A 16,737-nucleotide genomic window follows, 5' to 3' on the forward strand; every position below is an offset into this window, starting at 1 on the left:
GGGTGTTCCCTGTCACGCCAGGGACGTTGCTCCGCCGGCGTCGGCGTCTCGTTACACGCAGGTGGGACTACAGCGAGTGCCGGACCAGGCCGGGCCGGTCGGCGGAGCAAGTACGCCGAATCCTTCGACGCGGTCTTCGAAGCTGAGGGCATCGAAACCGTCAGGACCGCCCCGCGGGCCCCGCGGATGAACGCGCACTGCGAGAGAGTCATCGGGAGCCTGCGGCGTGAACTCCTCGATCACGCGCCGGGGCGTGCCCGGCTGGCCCGTCTGCCCGGACCTCGTCAGGCGCGACGGGTGTGCCGCGGGAGGCGGCGATGGCCAGACAGACCCGATCACGCGTCATCGGCATCGTGCCGAGCCGAACCCCGGTGGCGTCCCGCACCGCGTTGGCCAAGGCGGCAGCGACCGGGAGGAAGGGGCTCTCGCTCATCGACTTGGCGCCCAGGGGACCGAGGGCGTCGGCGGTGTCGGCGAAGTACACCTCCGTCCGCGGCACATCGGCGAACTCCGGGATGTGGTACTCGCGGAAAGTCGCCGTGGTGACGTGGCCCTCCTCGTCCATCACCAACGACTCGTACATGGCCGCGCCCAAGGCCTGCGCAACACCGCCCTCGATCTGTCCACGGCACTGCATCGGATTGACGACCCGGCCGGCGTCGCCCGCTTGGACGCTCTGCAGGATCCTGATCTCACCGGTACCGGTATGGACCGCGACCCGGAAGCCCTGGACGTTGAAGGCGACCGAACGCGGGGAGCCCTCGCAGGTGCCGGTCGCGCGCAGCTCCCTGCCGGCGGCCTGGGACGCCGCCCCGAGCTCGGCGAGCGGGATTCGCACACCGTCGCAGCACACCTGGTCCTCGTCGAGCTCACCGGCTGACCGCTCGCCGCCCACGTGGTCGGCAGCGGCAGCGATGATGCGCTCACGCAGTGACTCCGCGGCACGGGCGGACGCCAGGCCCGCGACCACCGTCCCGGTCGAGCCGAACCCTCCGGTGTCGTAGCCGACCTGGTCCGTATTACCCTGCGCAATCAGAATCCGGTCGGGACTCGTGTGGAGCACGCTCGCGGCGAGCTGCTGGTGCACGGTCGTCGTGCCGGTGCCGAATTCGACGCTGCCAACGGCCAGTTGGTAGCGGCCGTCCGGCAGCAGTCCGATCCGCGCCTCGGCTCGATGCCCGTGGGGCGGACTTGTGATCATCATCGCCAGCGCCGTCCCCTGCCCGACGAGCCATTCCTCGCCCGGCGGCGCCTGAACGTCGTTGCCGCGGCGCAATGCCGTGTCGACGAGGGTCAGGCACTGGTCGAGGCCGTAGCTGCCGATCTCGACGTCATCCGGCTCGGTGCTGAAGCTCACCATGGCGTCGCCCGGCCGGATCACGTTACGTTCCCGGAAGGCGATCGGGTCCATGCCGAGCGCGCGGGCGAGTTCATCCATCGCCGATTCGACGGCGAAGATCGTCTGACTGAGCCCGTACCCGCGGAAAGCGCCGGAGGGCATGTGGTTGGTGTACACGGCGTACCCTTCGACCTTCTTGTTCGCACAGCGGTAGACGGCGATCGACTCGTTGCACGCGCGGGACACGGTGCAGGCGTGGTTGCCGTACGCCCCGGTGTCGGAGACGACCCGCAACTGCACGGCCGTGAGCGTGCCGTCGCGCCGTGCGGCCACCTTGACGCGGACGCTGACCGGATGGCGGGTGACGGTCGCGGTGAACTCCTCCTCCCGCGTGAACTCCAGCTGCACGGGGCGCCCGGTGCGCAGCGCGGCCAGCGCGACGACGTCCTCGGTGAGCATCTCCTGCTTGGCCCCGAAGCCGCCGCCGACACGGCCGCACACCACCCGTACCTTCTCCGTGGGCAGGTCGAGGAGGGTGCACAGTGCCTTCCTGGTGAGGAACGGCACCTGGCTGCTCGTCCGTACGGTGAGGCAGCCGGACTCGTCCAGCCAGGCGATCGAGGCGTGGGTCTCCAGATGCGCGTGTTGGACACGTTGGGTGACGTAGGTGCGCTCGCACATCACATCGGCCTCCGCGAAGGCCGCCTCCACATCGCCGATGTCACCGTGCACCTGATCGGCGATGTTGCGTTTCGCGTGCGCGATGTACTGCTCGCTCCCCTTGTCGCCGTGGAGCACGGGGGCGCCCGGCGCCATCGCCTCCTCGGGGTCGAACACGCTCGGTAGCAGGTCGTAGGTGACGGCCAGCCTGCGGCAGCCCTCCTCCGCGGCTGCCACCGTGTCGGCCACGACGGCCGCGACCCGCTGCCCGGCGAACCGGACGACGTCGTCGAAGAGCCGTGTGTCGGCGGGATCGCCCTTGGGGTCCTCATGCCGCCCCGTCGAGTACAGCCGTGGCGGTGAGTCCTCGTGGGTGAGCACAGTGTGCACGCCGGGAACGGCACGCGCGGCGCTCGTGTCGATCGCCGTGATCCGCGCGTGCGCGTGCGGGGAGCGCAACAGCTTCATATGCAGCAGGCCGTCGACGGGGACGTCCAGGGTGTAACGGACCGTTCCCGTCACTACCTGCCGGCCGGCGGGCGCCGGCAGGTTCCGCCCGAACGGCTCCCCTCCCGGATCCTGCTCCACTCGTACGATCCCGTGGACGGCGTCCTCGATCGAGCGGTAGCCAGTGCACCGGCAGAAGTTCCCCTTCAGCGCCCTGGGGAGATCCCGCAGCTGGGCGGGGTCGAGTGCGGCCACCGTCGTGATCATGCCCGCTGTGCAGAAGCCGCACTGGAAGCCCTGGGCGGACAGGAAGTCGCGCTGGACCGGATGGAGATCCCCGGCGCGGGCGAGTCCTTCCACCGTGGTCACCCGATGGCCGGCCGCGCGAAACGCGGGATAGAGGCAGCTGTGCACAGGCTGCCCGTCGACGTGCACGGTGCACGTGCCGCAGTCGCCCGCGTCACAGCCATTCTTCACCCCGAACCAGCCGAGATCCCGCAGGTAGCTCCGCAAACACTGCCCGGGGCGCGCTGGTTCGCTGAAGATCTCGCCGTTCACCTCGATCTTCATCGGCCTCGCCCACCGAGTGATGACAGTTCTGACCGAATCTCCTCGGCGAACCGGAGAGTCATATGGCGCCGCCACGCCGGTGCTCCGTGCACGTCGCGGTGGTAGAGCTCCGGCGGGATCGCCTGCTCGAGGGCGGCGTGAAGCTCGCCCGGCCCGGGTACCCCGCGGAAAGCCAGCCGGACCGGACGTACGGTCGATGCGGTCACTGTCAGCACGAACGCACCGTCGTCGGGTGACCGCCTGCCGATGACCAGTGCGGCGGACCGGCCCTGCGGGGCCGGCGAGATCCGGCGGAAAGCCGTGTGGCAGCGCAGCGCGGACGCCGGCAAGGTGATCGAGCGCAGCAGCTCACCGGGTCTGAGTACGTTGCGCCGCGGACCAGTGACGAAGTCGGTGGCCATGACCTGCCGGTCGCCGCCTTCGCGGGTCCAGATGGTGCAGACGCCGTCGAGAGACGCCATGAGCGAGATCATCGAGCCGGCAGGCAGTGCCAGGCAGAGGTTGCCGCCCACGGTCGCCTCGTTCCAGACCTTGAACGAAGACAGCAGCGCCTGACGGCACTGGTCCAGGAGCGAGGTCGCAGTCCACTCCGCGGGCGTCGGGATTTCGACGAGTCGCGCCAGCGTGCACGTCGCGGCGATCTCCAGCCCATCGGCGTCGGTCTTGAACGGTGCCCAGCCGAAACCTCTCACGTCGATGAGGCGGCGCAATTCCGGTTGCGGCTCGGAGAACAGCCACGTGCCGCCGGCAAGCCAGGCGTCACCCGCCTGCCACACCGACTGCTCGGCACGGCTAGGCGCCTCGACGACCGTCTCGATGGTGTTCAGATCCATTCGGAACCCTGAGCGCGGGGGAAGGGTGTCAGTACGGATGCCGTCGAGCCTGTCCGTCCACGCCACCCCAACGTGAGGTGCGTCTGCTCGACGGTGATGCTCCGCGCGCTGCGGACTTTCCGAAAGTCCTCATGCTGACGGCATCACCGAATTCGTTGTCCTCGGTGCCATTCTAGTCGCAGCTGGAGTAGAGGGCGTCGATCCGCGACCAGTAGCGGGCGCGTATGCACATCGGGCAAAATACGCCGCTGGTGCGGACCGCGAATCCCTCGTGAGTACGCTCCGTCCGCGCCGAGCAGACCACCGACCGGTGACAGGCCGAGTACGCCCTGCGCGTCGGCGTGGAAGGCGCGATCAACCAGGTCCTCGATGCCACGGGCCTGCGCCGGACCCGCTACCGCGGCCTGTCGAAGGTCACCCTCCGGCACGCCTGCTCCGCGACCGCGATCGCACGCGCTTCCGCGGGGAAGCCGCGTATCGAGCTGCGCAAACACAGCACCTCAGGCAGGTTGCCGCCAAGCGCGGCCCACGCCTGTCCGGGCAAGATCAACCGGATGCGCCAACCAGCGTTACGGACACGATGGCTCTGCCGCCACCTCGAACCACACCGTTTTTCCCCGGCCGCTGGGCGAATTGCCCCAGCGGTCTGCCAGCGCATCCACGATGAGCAACCCGCGGCCGCTCTCCGCGGGATCGCCGTCCCGCAGGGGCGAGGTGTCCGGCCGCGCCGGGTGCACGTCACTGTCCCGCACCTCGACACGCACACAGTCCGAGTATCCGCGCACACACACATGCACGTCGGTGGCGGCATGAATCAGCGCATTGGTGACCATCTCGGATACCAGTAGCTCCATCTTTTCGGCTACATGGCCCATCTCCCACTCATGCAGCCAGCCATGGACGGCAGAACGAGCGCGATGAGCACCTCGCAAATCATTCTGCGTGATTTCAAGCTGACGAATGCGCGCATGCGCAGGAGGACCCTCAAATTGCAGCAGCAGCAGCGCCGCATCATCGGTCATGCGATTGCTGCGGCGGCGGATCAGCTCGTCTGCCAGAGTTTCCAACTCATCAGCACCGGAGGATTTAATAGCGGCCTCCATGATGTCCGACTGGGTTTCCTCTTGACTGATCACTCCATCGGTGTGGAGGGCCAGCAGTGTGCCCGGCTCCAAAATGGCCTCGGTCACCAGATATGAGCTATCGGGATCGACTCCCAGTGGTACACCTATGTCCAGGCCGGAATTGGAATTCCAATAGCAACCCGCGGGATTACGGATTATGGGCGGTTGATGTCCGGCGGTTGCGAGCTGAGCGACGCCGGTATCCAAGTCGATTTGCATGCATGCGCATGTGCACATCAAATGACTGCTCTCCCAGAGAAAGCGGTTTATCCGCCCCAGGATGGTGCCGGGGTGGTGGCCCTCGGTGGCGTAGGCTCGCACGGCCGCCCGGAGCTGGCCCATCACCACAGCCGCCTGAATGTCGTGCCCCTGGACGTCACCGACCAGCGCGGTGACGCTGTGCTGATCAGGCAGTGTCACCAGGTCATACCAGTCGCCGCCCAGGTCGATCCCGCCGGTCGGCACGTATCTGGACGTGCTGCGGATGCCTGCACACTGCGGCAGCACCCGCGGCAAGAGGGTCCTCTGAAGCTGCTGTGCGAGGGCGTGTCGGGCGCCGTCCGCCGCCGTGCGTTCCAGTGCCTGTCCCAGCAGCGTGGCCAGCGCGGATGGAGCGGTCTTCGAGATGCCTGGCTGCTCGCTGCCGATCGAGCAGGTGCCCACCACGACCCCGCTTCCCCCTAGGAGCGGCAGCACCACCCAGGCGTAATCGTCACGGTCCCCTGTCCCCACCCGGCCGCGTGTCGGTGCCGCTCCCGGTGCATAGGTCAGTTGCCGCCTGTGCGCCACCGCCCTCGCCTCGGGCGTTGAAGCACTGATGAGCAATTGCCCTTCCAGCTCCCGCAGGAACAAGTGCGAGCAACCCTCGGCGGCGGCAATGACGAGCCGGTCACCCTTTACCTGGGTCACCGCCATCGCGTCCGCGTCCACCGCGGACATCACCCGCGCGCAGGCCAACGCGGCAGCTTCCCGGCCGTCCGACACGTGGTTGAGCTGCACGGCGAGCCGATGCAGGTGATAGACGAGCGGCGCGTTGTCAATGGCCGCTGCTCCTTGGCCCTCAGCCAGCCCGGACTCCGCAGCGTGTACCCGCGGCACGGCCGGAGGAGTCATGGGCACCCGCTGGGCAGCCAGCTGCTCCAGCTCGCGCCCCAGCCTGCCGGACACCTCCGCGAGCTGCCGCCTCTCTTCTGCTGTCGGCTCCCTGGGGCCATTGATCCAAAACGCGGTCATCACCCCTACCCCGCCGACGGGGGCCGAAAATGCGGTAAAAGGAAACGGCATGGAAATCGCCTCCTCGGGATGCTCTCCCAGGAAATCGATCGAATGCGCCGTCGCCGTGTCACCGGACCGATAGGCGGCCGCCGTCGCATATACCGGATCATCTGCCGGTATATGCTCGATAGGTCCCACTCCGAGGGAGCTAACCACCACTGCCGTGGCTATCAGCATCAATTTCGGTGGTTCCGGGCGCACAAGATACACCGTCGCCGCCGAAGCTCTCAGCGCATGTACGACATCCTGTGCCGCGGTGGCGAGCAGCCTATCCCGTACATCCACACCCACAGGTGTCTCCAGGGAACCCATGAGTCCTCCCAGTCAAAGCCCGCTTCACCACAAACAGTACGCCCACATCACGTCCTGGTTCTCGGCCTCAAGTTTCCCGCTGATCTGGACAGCCTTACTGGGACGGATGAGTCCCGGAGGAAGCTGTCCAGGTAGTGAGTAGCAACAACAACATGAAGGTTCCGGGCGGTGATACCGGTCTGGGACAAGCCCTTCAGGAGGGGACGGCGGCCGAGGCCGAGCAGGCCCTGCGTGCCCCGGATATCGACCATCTGAGCACCGGCCACCGCCCGGGCTTCGGGTACACCGACGTGTACAAGGCCACTGGCCGACACGGTCTTCCCTGCGGCGCTGATTCGTGCTGTTCTCTTCATCGACCACAGCACCCGCCGCGTGCCCATTCCAGGGACCACACTCGCCTCAGTCGACGCGATCGACTCGGCGGCCTTGTCCACGAATACTCGCAGGTCGCATAGGGTGACACAGGTTCCGGCACCCACAGGGTCGCTGACATTGTCAGACGACTGGCCGGACGACGTAGGGGCCAGGTGCCAGCGGGTGAACGCAGGTACTCAGGAGGACCACGACTCGGCATACATCCCCGCATGAAGAGCTGGAAGATCCTCCGCAACTGCCGCCTGAAAGGCGACGGCGTCCACCACGCCATGCTCGGCATCGCCCGCTCGCACAACCTCACCCATGCCGGGTAACCGGAAAACCCGCAGGTCATCCAGCATGCTAGTGATCATTTACTGGACAGCGCTCACTCGCCGACGGCTCCGTCGATCGCCTCGCGCAGTAGGTCGGCGTGGCCGTTGTGCCGCGCGTACTCCTCGATCATGTGGGTGAGGACGTAGCGAAGCGAGATGGTCACGCCGCCGCAGTTGACGGTGTCGTCAAGGGAAGCGAAGGAAGAAGCGACTGCGCGGGCACGGGCGCACTCCTCGTGCCAGGCTCCGAACGCCTCATCCACGTCGGCGTCCTCGACGTGGAACTCGGCGGACGTGCCGTCGACCTCGCCAGGCCAAAGCGACCTGATGTCCTCGGCGTTCAGGGCGAAGCGGAACCAGCTTCGCTCGATGGAGGCCGCGTGGCGTACCAGGCCCAAAAGTGTGAGCCCTGAGGTCGGGATCGCCTTCTGTTTCAGCTGCTCGCCGGTCAGCCCCTGGCACTTCATGGCCAGGGTGGCCCGCTGGTAGTCGAGGAACGAGGTGAGCGACGCACGGTCGTCGGCCACCTTCGAGGGGGGTATGCGCTGGTCATCGTTCACCAAACGATGATGGCAAGGACCCCCTCCCGCGAGCCACCCCTGAGCGAGTAGAGAGCTGGGACAGCGAGGCTCGACCCCCGCGCGCGGCCGACCGGTCCGCAAGGTTGAGCCTGCGGCGTTCGCGCGGCTGATGCGACTGCCGGCACCGGTGACCACGCGATCGCGCTGCGCAGGACAGCGGTCACGAGAGGACTTCCCCCAGGCAGGGATAGTCGGTGTAGCCGCGGTGGTCGCCGCGGTAGAACGTGGTCTCGTCGGCTTCGGCGAGCGGCGCGCCGAGGCGGAGGCGGTGCACGAGGTCGGGGTTGGAGATGAACAGCGTCCCGAACGAGAGGATGTCCGCCAGCCCGTCGTCGACCAGGCGCAGTTGCCGGGGGCCGGCGGGCCAGTCGTGGTGGGTCTCGTGCGGATTGAGCATGAACACTCCTGCCCAGTGCTCCCGCAGTTTCACCGTGAGGTCGCGGTGGCCCGGAAACTCGAATACGTGCAGGTAGGCCAGGTCGCGTGGCAGACCGTTGACCAGGGTCAGGTAGAGCTCATGCAGGTCCGGCTCGTCGAGGCCGAACGCGGTGCAGCCAGGGGAGATCCGCAGTGCGAGCCGCTCGGATCCGATGCGCGCGGCGACGGCATCAACGAGGTCGAGCGGGAACCGGACGCGCCCGGCGACGCTGCCGCCGTAGCGGTCGGTGCGGCGGTTGGCGTTGCCGGAGAGGAACTGCTGAATGAGGTAACCGTAGGCTCCATGCAGTTCGACACCGTCGAACCCGGCGTCGATCGCGTTCGTGGCCGCATCGGCGAAGTCGGCGATGGTATCCGCGATGCCCTGCATGGTCAGGACTTGCGGTATCGGATACGGCTTGCGCACGGCCGGTTCGCCGCCGTGGACGCGCACGACGCCTTCGGCGGCACACGCGGACGGCGCGAGCGGGTGCAGCCCGCCGCCGAGGAGTTCGGGGTGGCTGTTACGGCCGGCGTGCATGAGCTGCATGTAGATCCGGCCGCCCGCCTCGTGCACGGCGTCGGTGACCGGGCGCCAGGACGCGACCTGCGCCGTGTCGTGCAGGCCGGGGGTGTCGGTGTAGCCCTGGCCGACCCGACTGGGTTGGGCGGCTTCGGCGACGATCAGCCCGGCGGTCGCGCGCTGCCGGTAGTACTCGGCCATGAGCGGGGTCGCTGACAGGCCGTCGCCGTAGGCGCGGCGGCGGGTCAGCGGGGCCATGGCGACGCGGTTGGGCAGGGTAAGCGGTCCGATGGTGATCGGGTCGAATGCGTTGGGCATCGGGAATTCCCTCTCGGAGCGATGTATTTTCGTGCCCCGCCACAATCCCCTCGCGCTGAGCCCCGCGGCAGGAACACCGTCCCAGTGGGCGCTATGCGACACGAAGGGCCTCGTACGCGGCGCTATCCGACGATCGGAGACGCCCCCTTGACCACCCCGCATACTCGGCGCGGTCTCCACCGACAGCAGCCCGGGCAATGCCGCCACCGGGCCCGGTATGCGTGAAGGATGCCGCCGAGGCGATCACGACGTGGAAGGCGTCCACCGACCGCGACCTCATCGCCAAGATGCACTGGATCCTGGCGTTATACGACAGACCGCCGGCCGACGGGGTGAGATGCGTCGATGAGTTCGGCCCGCTGAACCTGATGCCGCGCAAGGCCAAGGCTTGGCGCCTGGCGGCCAAGCCTCGGCGCCTGCGGGCCACCTACAACCGCTAGCGGCGGGGTGATTCACACGCTCGCAGCCCTCGAGCTGGCCACCGGCCAGATCTCCTACCGGATCCTCAAACCCTGGCAGAACGCCGCCATCGCCGCCCACATCCGCTGGTACAACGCCCTGATCGACGGGGAACGCGTCCGAGGGTCAGGTCACCAGGGGACGACCCCGTTGTCGTCGAAAAGCTGGCCGGTCGGGCCGTCGTCCGGCAGGGTCGCCAGCCGGATGGCGATCGCCGCGCCCTGCTCGGGGGTCTGAGTCCCGCTGAATCCGTTGAGGTCGGTGGCCACGTAACCGGGGCAGGCGTTGTTGATCAAGATGTTGGTGCCGCTCAGCTCCTTGGCGTACTGGATGGTGACGGCGTTGAGGTAGGTCTTCGTCGGCGCGTAACCCCCGCTGATCCCCCCGAGGTCGACACCGGGCGTGGTCTGCAGAGTCAGGGAGCCGACGTGGCTGGACTGGTTGACGATCCGCGGGTGCGCCGAACGCCGCAGCAGCGGAAGCATCGCGTTGGTGACCCTGATGACGCCGATGACATTGGTCTCCACCAGCCGCCGCACGGTCTCGAGGTCGATGGTCGTGGGTTCCTCCGGCCAGCCGCCGGCCACGCCGGCGTTGTTGACCAGTACGTCCAGCCGCCCCGCACGCTCCTCGATCAGTTGGACCGCGGCGATCACGCTCTCGTCGTCGGTCACGTCCAGGGGCACGCCGAAGGCGTCGGCACCAGCCGCGCGCAACTTCGCCACGGCGTCCTCCCGACGCTGCTCGTCCCGGGCGCCGACACCGACACTCCAGCCCCGCGCACCGAGCCCGGCCGCGATCTCGTACCCGATTCCCTTGTTCGCGCCGGTGACCAGCGCGATCGTTTTCTCGTTCACGACAGCGAGCATGCCCGCGCTGCGGCCGGGCACCAACACCCTCTCGGCAGTGCAGCGATACCCGAACGATATCGATCAGCCGTGAGCCGTCATTAGCCTGGGCACATGGAAATACGCGAGCTGCGGTACTTCGTCGCCGTCGCCGAGGAGCTGCACTTCAGCAAGGCCGCCCAGCGCCTTGGGATAGCCCAGCCGCCCCTGTCCCGCACGATCACCCAGCTCGAACGACGGCTCGGAATCGCACTGCTGGAACGCACCAGCCGCAAGGTCACGCTCACCGAGGCCGGAGCCGTGCTGCTGGCCGAAGCACGCGCGATCCTCAGCGCGGTGACCGCAGCAGAGCGGCGTACCCAACGGGCCGCGACACCACACCCCAGCCTCGTCCTCGCCGTCAAAACCGGCACCACTGGCGAGCTGCTGACGAAACTGCTCGACGCCTACGCCGCGGAACCCGGCGCGGCCACCGTCGATCTGCTGCTCTGCGAGGCGCACCAGCACCAGCAGCTGCTGCAGGACGGGCAGGCCGACGTGGCTCTGCTGCACCTGCCCTTCGACTCAGCAGTCGGGCTCGACACCGAAACCCTGTGCACCGAGGGGCAGACCGCGATCCTGCCGGCCTCACACCCGCTCGCCGGCCGCTCCCAGGTCCGGATGGCCGACATCACCACCCTGCCAACGCTCCCGATGGCGCGCTGGCCCGGCCCCGGCGGCAGCTACCCAGAGGGACCGGGCGCAGAGATACGGAACCTGACACAGCTCTTCCAGCTCATCGCGCTCGGCCGTACCACCGCGGTCATTCCCGAGTCAGCCAGCGCCGACCTGCGCCGGGACCTCGCCGCCGTGCCGGTCCTGGACGCTCCGCCCGTGACAACGGTAATCGCCTGGCCGCCGCACAGCCGCCTTCGTACAGTTGCCGACCTGATCCGCGTGGCAACACGTCTTTGAACCCGGATGAGGAGGGCGGCCACCCAACGAGAGCCCCTATCAAGCAACCGGCAACTCTACGCTCCCGCATCATCAAGGTCGTGTCTCCTTGACCATCTGGCCCTGGGCGGACCTCGCCACCACGATCGCCCGCCACAGCCGCACCGGCCGGCTGAAGTTGAAGTGGTGGCTGCACGCGCGCGGGCCACTGGCGCGCCGTGGCCACGAAGCGTCGCCTGTGAACGACCCGGCAGGCCGGACCACTGGTCCCCGTCAGCCCCAGTGGGACGCGATCAGCGCCAGCGCGTCGTCCCGGCCCGTTCGCGTCGATCTCCACCAGCACTGCGACAGGGAGAAGGACGTCGAGATCCTCGTACTCCGGCACCAACTGCCGGTCCTGCAACGCCAGGTCGGTAAGCCGACCTTCACCGACACCGACCGTGCCATCCTCGCCGGCCTGCTCTACCACCTCCCCAAAGACAGACTGCGGCACCTTTTGCTGTTGGTCCGCCCCGACACGGTCCTGCGCCGGCATCGCGACCTGCTCAGGCGGCGCCATGCCGCGACCTGCGGTCCGAATCGATGGAGAGGGCTCCCACTTGCTCCCAACCCAGACACGACAAAGGCCGCCCCCGCTACCTGCGGAAACGGGCTCCGACCTGCGAAAACGCTGGTCGGAGCGACAGGATTTGAACCTGCGTCCCCTTGACCCCCAGCGGCCGTGAATGTCGCTACGCACCGCAGCCGTCGCAGCGAGTTTCTGATCTGCGGTGCACCGGAGCAGTGACATGCCGACGTGCCATGCGCACGCTACTCGGAGACATGCCTGGCTGCCGCAACGGTCACGGCCGCCACGGTGCGTGGCGAACCGGACCGTTGCGGCCCTCCGTCAGGTGTGTCGGTGGTGAGGTGTCAGGGTGTGCCGAGGTACGTGGTGGCCTGGATGTCGTGCAGGTGTATGAGGATGTCGTGGGCCTTGCCGAGTGCGGCCGTGTATTCCACGGGGTCGGGCCATCCGGCGCCGATGTTCCAGGTGACACGCTCCTTGTCCAGCCACTTGCGCACCGGCTCCGGGGCCTTGCGCATGTCGAGGATGTAGTCGTCCCGGCGGGCCTTGTCCAGGGTCTGTTCGTTGGAGTCCGGCTTCGCGCCGTCAACGTGGTAGCTGCGCATCACGTTGTCGTCGGTGCCGAACGCTTTGAAGGAACCCTTGTAGAACGTGAAGCCGATGCTGGCGTAGCGGCTGCCCAGCGCGTCGCGGAGAAAGGAGCCCTGAGTCTTGGGGTACCGCGTGTCGAACGAGTCGTAGGACACGTGGGTGTTGTGGCCCGACAGTAGAATCTTGTTCCCGGTGTGCTCGCGCCACCACTCCACGTTCTCGGCCATCACCTGGTCGCGGAGCTTCATCATCTGGGCGATTTGGTCCTCGTCGCCGGTGTCGAAGGCCATGCCCCTGGCCATCTGGTGGATGGCCAGGGCGTGCTGTGTCATCCACAGATGGTTCTGCTTGTCACCGGGGTGGGGGCGCTGTGCGCGCAGAAGGTCGTAGACCTTCCGGGTCCGCTCCGCCCGGTCCTGGCGCTCGGTGAGCGGCAGCTTGGAGTATTCCTCGGTGTAGGTGCCGGCGTCGGTTGTCGGGGCCAGACCGCGGTACAACTCGGTTATCTGCTTCAGCAGTTGCGGGTACTTCTGGGATACGTAGTCGCTGACCCGTGCGTACAGTTCCGGGCCGGCATAGCCCATGTCGTCGCCCATGAAACGGACCGGGTCGCCGGGGTGGTGGAGGTTGTAGTCCCGCATCCACCTGATGAGGTCGATGTAGTCCTGGTTGTTCCAGCTCCGGTAGGAACCCTGGAACTCCTCACGGGCGATGTCCTTGAGGTTGCCCTTGCCCTGCACCACGTACTCGTCGATCCGCACACCGCTGCTCCAGGGGAGTTCCAGGCTGAAGGTACGGAAGCCCTTCTCCTCGACCAGATAGCGGAAGACCCGGTGTTTCATGCGGAAGAAGTCCCGCGAACCGTGGGTGGCCTCGCCCAGTCCCACCACCTCGGCGCCCTTGAGCATGCGGCCCAGCGCGTCGAGGTCTCGCAGACTGCCCCTGGGGTTCGTGGTCCGCAGGGGGTGGGAGCTGCGGTCGATGCCGGCCACCACACTCTCGCCGGGCTGCCAGGAGGCAGATGCCTTCGAGGCCGGGTCCGGCGAACCATGCGCCGTGGCGCCCAAGGCAAGTGTGGCGACCGTCAGCGCGCTGAGGGAGAGGAGGACCGAGGGGATGATTACTGCCTTGCGTCGCGTCATGCCTACAGATTTCCGTGCGCACAGGGTCCGTCACCAACCCGTGTGCTGCCCATCTCCAAGTACCGCAGGCACTACCCCGGGACTCGGGCCACCACCCGTACGCCGTGGCATGGCCGCCTGGTGGAGCCGGTCGCGGGCGAAGCACAGATAGAGGGGACGACGAAAGGCCGTGACGGCTCCGAAGCGGGTGCCGTCACAGCCTGATCAGCTGTTCTCACACGGTTGGTTCTCGCGCGTCAGCTGATCCTCACCTACACAGCTCGTCGTCGATCAGGTCGTTCTGGGTCTGCTGACTGGACGAGTCCGAGGAGCCGTCGCCGGACGCGTTCAGAACCACGCCACGGCGGCCGTCAGCGCTGAATCCGTTGCGGGTCGTGTAGCCGGGAATGTCGCCGCCATGGCCGTAGTAGACACTGCCGCAGGACAGCGGGACCTCCATCAGGCCAAGGCCGTAGCGCGCGCCGGCCCACCCAGGATCCAGCTCCGAGGCCCGTACAGTCGTCTTCATCGCCGCCAGCTGCGCGGGGCGCAGCAGCTTGCCGCCCAGGAGCGCCTGGTAGAAGCGGCTCAGATCGGCCGTCGTACTGATCATGGCGCCCGCCGCACCCCCGGCGGAGGGGTTGAGCGCAGTGACGTCGATCTCCGGACCCGCCTCGTCGAAGGCGGAGTAGCCGCGCAGATGGCGGCCGGGGATCCGCGAGTCCGTCGTCGGGGCGAAGGTGTCGTGCAGGCCCAGCGGGCGGACGATTCGCGCGGTGACCTCCTGGGTCCAGTCGTGCCCGGTGATCTTCTTGATGATCATTCCGGCGAGGATGTAGTTGGTGTTGGAGTAGCTCCAGCCGGTGCCGGGCTGGAAATTCGGGGCGTGCCGCATGCCGATGGCGGCCAGCTGCTCGGCGGTCCAGGTGGTGTAACGGTTGGCTTGGTATCCGGCCTTGCTGGCGAACTCGGGGAAGTCCGCCGTGTAGTCGAACAGTCCGCTGGTGTGCTGGAGCAACTGCCTGACGGTGATCTTGCTGCCGTCGTTGCCGTTGCCGGAGACCACTCCGGGCAGCCAGTGCTCCATGGTGTCGTCCAGCGAAATACGTCCCTCGCCGACGAGTTGCAGCACCACCGTGGCGACGAACGTCTTGGTGGTGCTGGCGATCCGGAACCGGTCGCCGGGGCGTGCACGGTCCCCAGTTGCTCGGTCGGCCACCCCGCCGGTGGCGTTCCGGGCACCGTGTGGTCCGGTCGACCGGGCCACCACTCCGACGGTACCCGTCTTCATGATGGTGTCCACGTGTGCCTTCAGCGCCGTGCTGTCTGACGCGGGGTGCGTCCCGCCGTGCACCGGAACGGCTGCGGTCGCGCCCTCGGCGGGAACTGCCAGGGCGATACCGGCCAGCGCGGTCGCCAATGTCGTGGTCACCACACGGGAGATGAGTTCGGTCTTCATCGGTCGCGGACTCCTTGCGTTCGTTCAGGCCACTGCCCTGACATGACCATCACGCTAGGAACTCCGGCCGGGCGCCACGATCAAGCAGGCGGGCCGACCGGTGGGGGTGCGGTCACCCCGGAACGGGTAGCGCCTGCTGTACTGACCGGGCCCCGGCCTCGAATGCCACGAGTGCGGTTCGCCCCAGGCTGTTCGCCGGCATCAAGGCCGAAAGAGTCGAAACAATCTCTGGGCGCCGAACTGCATGTACTCCCACACCACGGTCGCCGTGCCGACGGGGCGGCGGCCTGCACACCGGCCGTCTTCCGTACGGCGGCGAGTCCGTCGGAGGGAATTCCGTCGGAGGGAATTCCGTCCAACCCCGGGGCACTCGGACGCAGTTGGTCCAGGGTGCCGGTTGTCGTGGTCGGTGGCGGCCAGCACGGTGGCCTGTGTGAAGGTGTACGTCAGCGCGAACACGACCGCCATGGCCAGGGTGGAGACGATCCCGGCGTTGCGCAGGGCGTAGGCGCGGAGGTTGGCCATCGCCAGCCAGGTCGGTGCAAAGCCGCTGCAGCGTGTCGCCCGGGCCGCCGCACCGCCGATGCCCCGCACCAGCGTCGAACTTGCCATGGCCAGGCCGATCGACCCGGCGATGCCGGCGATGCCGGCGATCAAGGTGGCGGTGGCACCTATGACCGTGCGCAGGAAGAGCGGCAGGGCCGACATGACCATCGCGACGAGGATGACGATCACGCCGATACGCGTCCGGGTCCGGGTCCGCGACGGGTCGCGTGGTTCGCTGCCTGATGCGGCGACCGCCTCGGTGGCCGGCATCCGCGAAGCCAGGCCCACCAGATCGACGTGGTCCGAGCGGCCGGAGAGTCGTAGGGCCGTCGTATCGGCGAAGTGGACACCCGTGCCAGGCACGTCCACCACGGCCGAGACGCGATAGCCGTGGCCGGGCAGACATTGACCACGACCTGGACCTTGTCGCCCGGCTCGCTGCCGCTGACGCGCGCATCCGCCAGCAGCTTCGTCGAGGACCAGCCGTGCCCCGCCACCCGGGGATCCTCGGACGGTACGACCTGTCCGTGGGCGTCGACGAGGGCGGCGGGGAAGCCGATGTCGCCGACCATCGTGGTGACGCCGGGCAACGGCCCAGTTCGCCGAGCTTGCCGGAGCCCGAGGGGCCCATCACGGCGAGGATGGTGCCGCGTTCCACGGTCAACGACACGTCGTCGAGGCGCGTACGCCGCCCGGGTATGCCTTGCCGACGCCCTCCAGGACGATGGCGGGGGGGGCGACGGCGGTGTTGGTGGCGTTCATCGCCGGCCCCGCAGGTTCCGTACGACGAGAGTGCCCGCGCACAGGACGGTGATCGCGCCGCACACCAGGTGCACCCAGGTGTCGGCGCCGCCGAAGGATGTCGCCATGTTCGCGAGCGCGCTGGCCACCACCACCATCCAGAGCACGGTGCGGGCGATGTCCCCGGAGCTGAGCCGGTCGGCGGGTTCGGGGGTCGTCGTGTGCTGCATGGCGGCTGCTCCCGGAGTCTTGTGGGGTGGTCCTGCGGTGGCCGTGTGCCGTTCCTGCTGTCGTCATCGAGGCTATGGATCAGCACCTCTGGCGGCCGATCCCGCAGTCCGCCCAGTTCGGGGTACAGCAGGCTGTACTGCCCCGCCGCTTGG

The 16,737-nt window shown here is 67.9% G+C and carries 13 protein-coding genes and 4 pseudogenes; 6 read left to right on the forward strand and 11 right to left on the reverse strand.

Annotated features, from left to right (window positions below):
* Nucleotides 1-99: 99 nt before the first annotated feature.
* Nucleotides 100-243 (forward strand): annotated as a pseudogene (locus JK364_RS56265) (integrase core domain-containing protein); the annotation flags it as partial.
* On the opposite strand, the gene JK364_RS46515 reads toward JK364_RS56265, so the two are convergent.
* Together JK364_RS46515 and JK364_RS46520 are read right to left on the reverse strand one after the other, a co-directional pair.
* Nucleotides 209-3,016: a molybdopterin-dependent oxidoreductase gene (locus JK364_RS46515; protein ID WP_201857499.1), complete on the reverse strand. Its 2,808-nt coding sequence runs from the start codon at nt 3,014-3,016 to the stop codon at nt 209-211. The pseudogene JK364_RS56265 and the gene JK364_RS46515 overlap by 35 nt on opposite strands.
* Nucleotides 3,013-3,849, reverse strand: a complete 837-nt coding sequence (locus tag JK364_RS46520) for an FAD binding domain-containing protein (protein ID WP_201857501.1) — start codon at nt 3,847-3,849, stop codon at nt 3,013-3,015. Before JK364_RS46520 ends, JK364_RS46515 begins: the two co-directional genes overlap by 4 nt.
* 326 nt (nt 3,850-4,175) lie before the next feature.
* Here JK364_RS46520 and JK364_RS58605 point away from each other — a divergent pair.
* Nucleotides 4,176-4,286, forward strand: a pseudogene (locus tag JK364_RS58605) (hypothetical protein); the annotation flags it as partial.
* A gap of 132 nt (nt 4,287-4,418) precedes the next feature.
* Here the strand turns inward: JK364_RS58605 and JK364_RS46525 are convergent.
* Complete coding sequence (locus tag JK364_RS46525; protein ID WP_201857502.1) at nt 4,419-6,560, reverse strand: SpoIIE family protein phosphatase; 2,142 nt, start codon at nt 6,558-6,560, stop codon at nt 4,419-4,421.
* Between the two features lie 572 nt (nt 6,561-7,132).
* Here JK364_RS46525 and JK364_RS46530 point away from each other — a divergent pair.
* Nucleotides 7,133-7,249 (forward strand): annotated as a pseudogene (locus tag JK364_RS46530) (IS5/IS1182 family transposase); the annotation flags it as partial.
* 53 nt (nt 7,250-7,302) lie between these two features.
* On the opposite strand, the gene JK364_RS46535 reads toward JK364_RS46530, so the two are convergent.
* Both JK364_RS46535 and JK364_RS46540 read right to left on the reverse strand, forming a co-directional pair.
* Nucleotides 7,303-7,809, reverse strand: a complete 507-nt coding sequence (locus JK364_RS46535; RefSeq protein WP_201857503.1) for a DinB family protein — start codon at nt 7,807-7,809, stop codon at nt 7,303-7,305.
* A gap of 181 nt (nt 7,810-7,990) precedes the next feature.
* Nucleotides 7,991-9,088, reverse strand: a complete 1,098-nt coding sequence (locus tag JK364_RS46540) for an alkene reductase (protein WP_201857504.1) — start codon at nt 9,086-9,088, stop codon at nt 7,991-7,993.
* Between the two features lie 221 nt (nt 9,089-9,309).
* Between JK364_RS46540 and JK364_RS46545 the strand changes: the two genes are divergently transcribed.
* Entirely contained in the window at nt 9,310-9,528 is a 219-nt protein-coding gene (locus JK364_RS46545; protein ID WP_201857505.1) for a hypothetical protein, read from the forward strand.
* Between the two features lie 150 nt (nt 9,529-9,678).
* Here JK364_RS46545 and JK364_RS46550 read toward each other — a convergent pair whose 3' ends face one another.
* Nucleotides 9,679-10,416, reverse strand: a complete 738-nt coding sequence (locus JK364_RS46550; RefSeq protein WP_201857557.1) for an SDR family oxidoreductase — start codon at nt 10,414-10,416, stop codon at nt 9,679-9,681.
* A 93-nt stretch (nt 10,417-10,509) separates the two neighbouring features.
* Between JK364_RS46550 and JK364_RS46555 the strand changes: the two genes are divergently transcribed.
* Nucleotides 10,510-11,349: a LysR family transcriptional regulator gene (locus JK364_RS46555; RefSeq protein ID WP_201857506.1), complete on the forward strand. Its 840-nt coding sequence runs from the start codon at nt 10,510-10,512 to the stop codon at nt 11,347-11,349.
* Between the two features lie 88 nt (nt 11,350-11,437).
* Nucleotides 11,438-12,037: a hypothetical protein gene (locus JK364_RS58520; protein ID WP_443732275.1), complete on the forward strand. Its 600-nt coding sequence runs from the start codon at nt 11,438-11,440 to the stop codon at nt 12,035-12,037.
* Nucleotides 12,038-12,240: 203 nt separating this feature from the next.
* On the opposite strand, the gene JK364_RS46565 is transcribed toward JK364_RS58520, so the two are convergent.
* From JK364_RS46565 to JK364_RS46585, 5 genes and pseudogenes are all read right to left on the reverse strand, one after another.
* Nucleotides 12,241-13,629 carry an erythromycin esterase family protein gene (locus JK364_RS46565; protein ID WP_201857507.1) on the reverse strand — a complete coding sequence of 463 codons (1,389 nt, stop codon included), beginning with the start codon at nt 13,627-13,629 and terminating at the stop codon, nt 12,241-12,243.
* Nucleotides 13,630-13,876: 247 nt separating this feature from the next.
* On the reverse strand, nt 13,877-15,067 hold the full coding sequence (locus tag JK364_RS46570) for a serine hydrolase domain-containing protein (RefSeq protein WP_201857508.1): 1,191 nt from the start codon (nt 15,065-15,067) through the stop codon (nt 13,877-13,879).
* Between the two features lie 201 nt (nt 15,068-15,268).
* Nucleotides 15,269-15,985, reverse strand: coding sequence for a hypothetical protein (locus JK364_RS46575; RefSeq protein ID WP_230993586.1), 717 nt, complete (start codon nt 15,983-15,985; stop codon nt 15,269-15,271).
* 235 nt (nt 15,986-16,220) lie between these two features.
* Nucleotides 16,221-16,375 (reverse strand): annotated as a pseudogene (locus JK364_RS46580) (ABC transporter ATP-binding protein); the annotation flags it as partial.
* Complete coding sequence (locus JK364_RS46585) at nt 16,372-16,584, reverse strand: hypothetical protein (protein ID WP_201857509.1); 213 nt, start codon at nt 16,582-16,584, stop codon at nt 16,372-16,374. The gene JK364_RS46585 and the pseudogene JK364_RS46580, both read right to left, overlap by 4 nt.
* Between the last annotated feature and the right edge of the window lie 153 nt (nt 16,585-16,737).

Source organism: Streptomyces endocoffeicus (genome assembly GCF_016741935.1).
In the GTDB taxonomy this organism is placed as follows: domain Bacteria; phylum Actinomycetota; class Actinomycetes; order Streptomycetales; family Streptomycetaceae; genus Streptomyces; species Streptomyces endocoffeicus.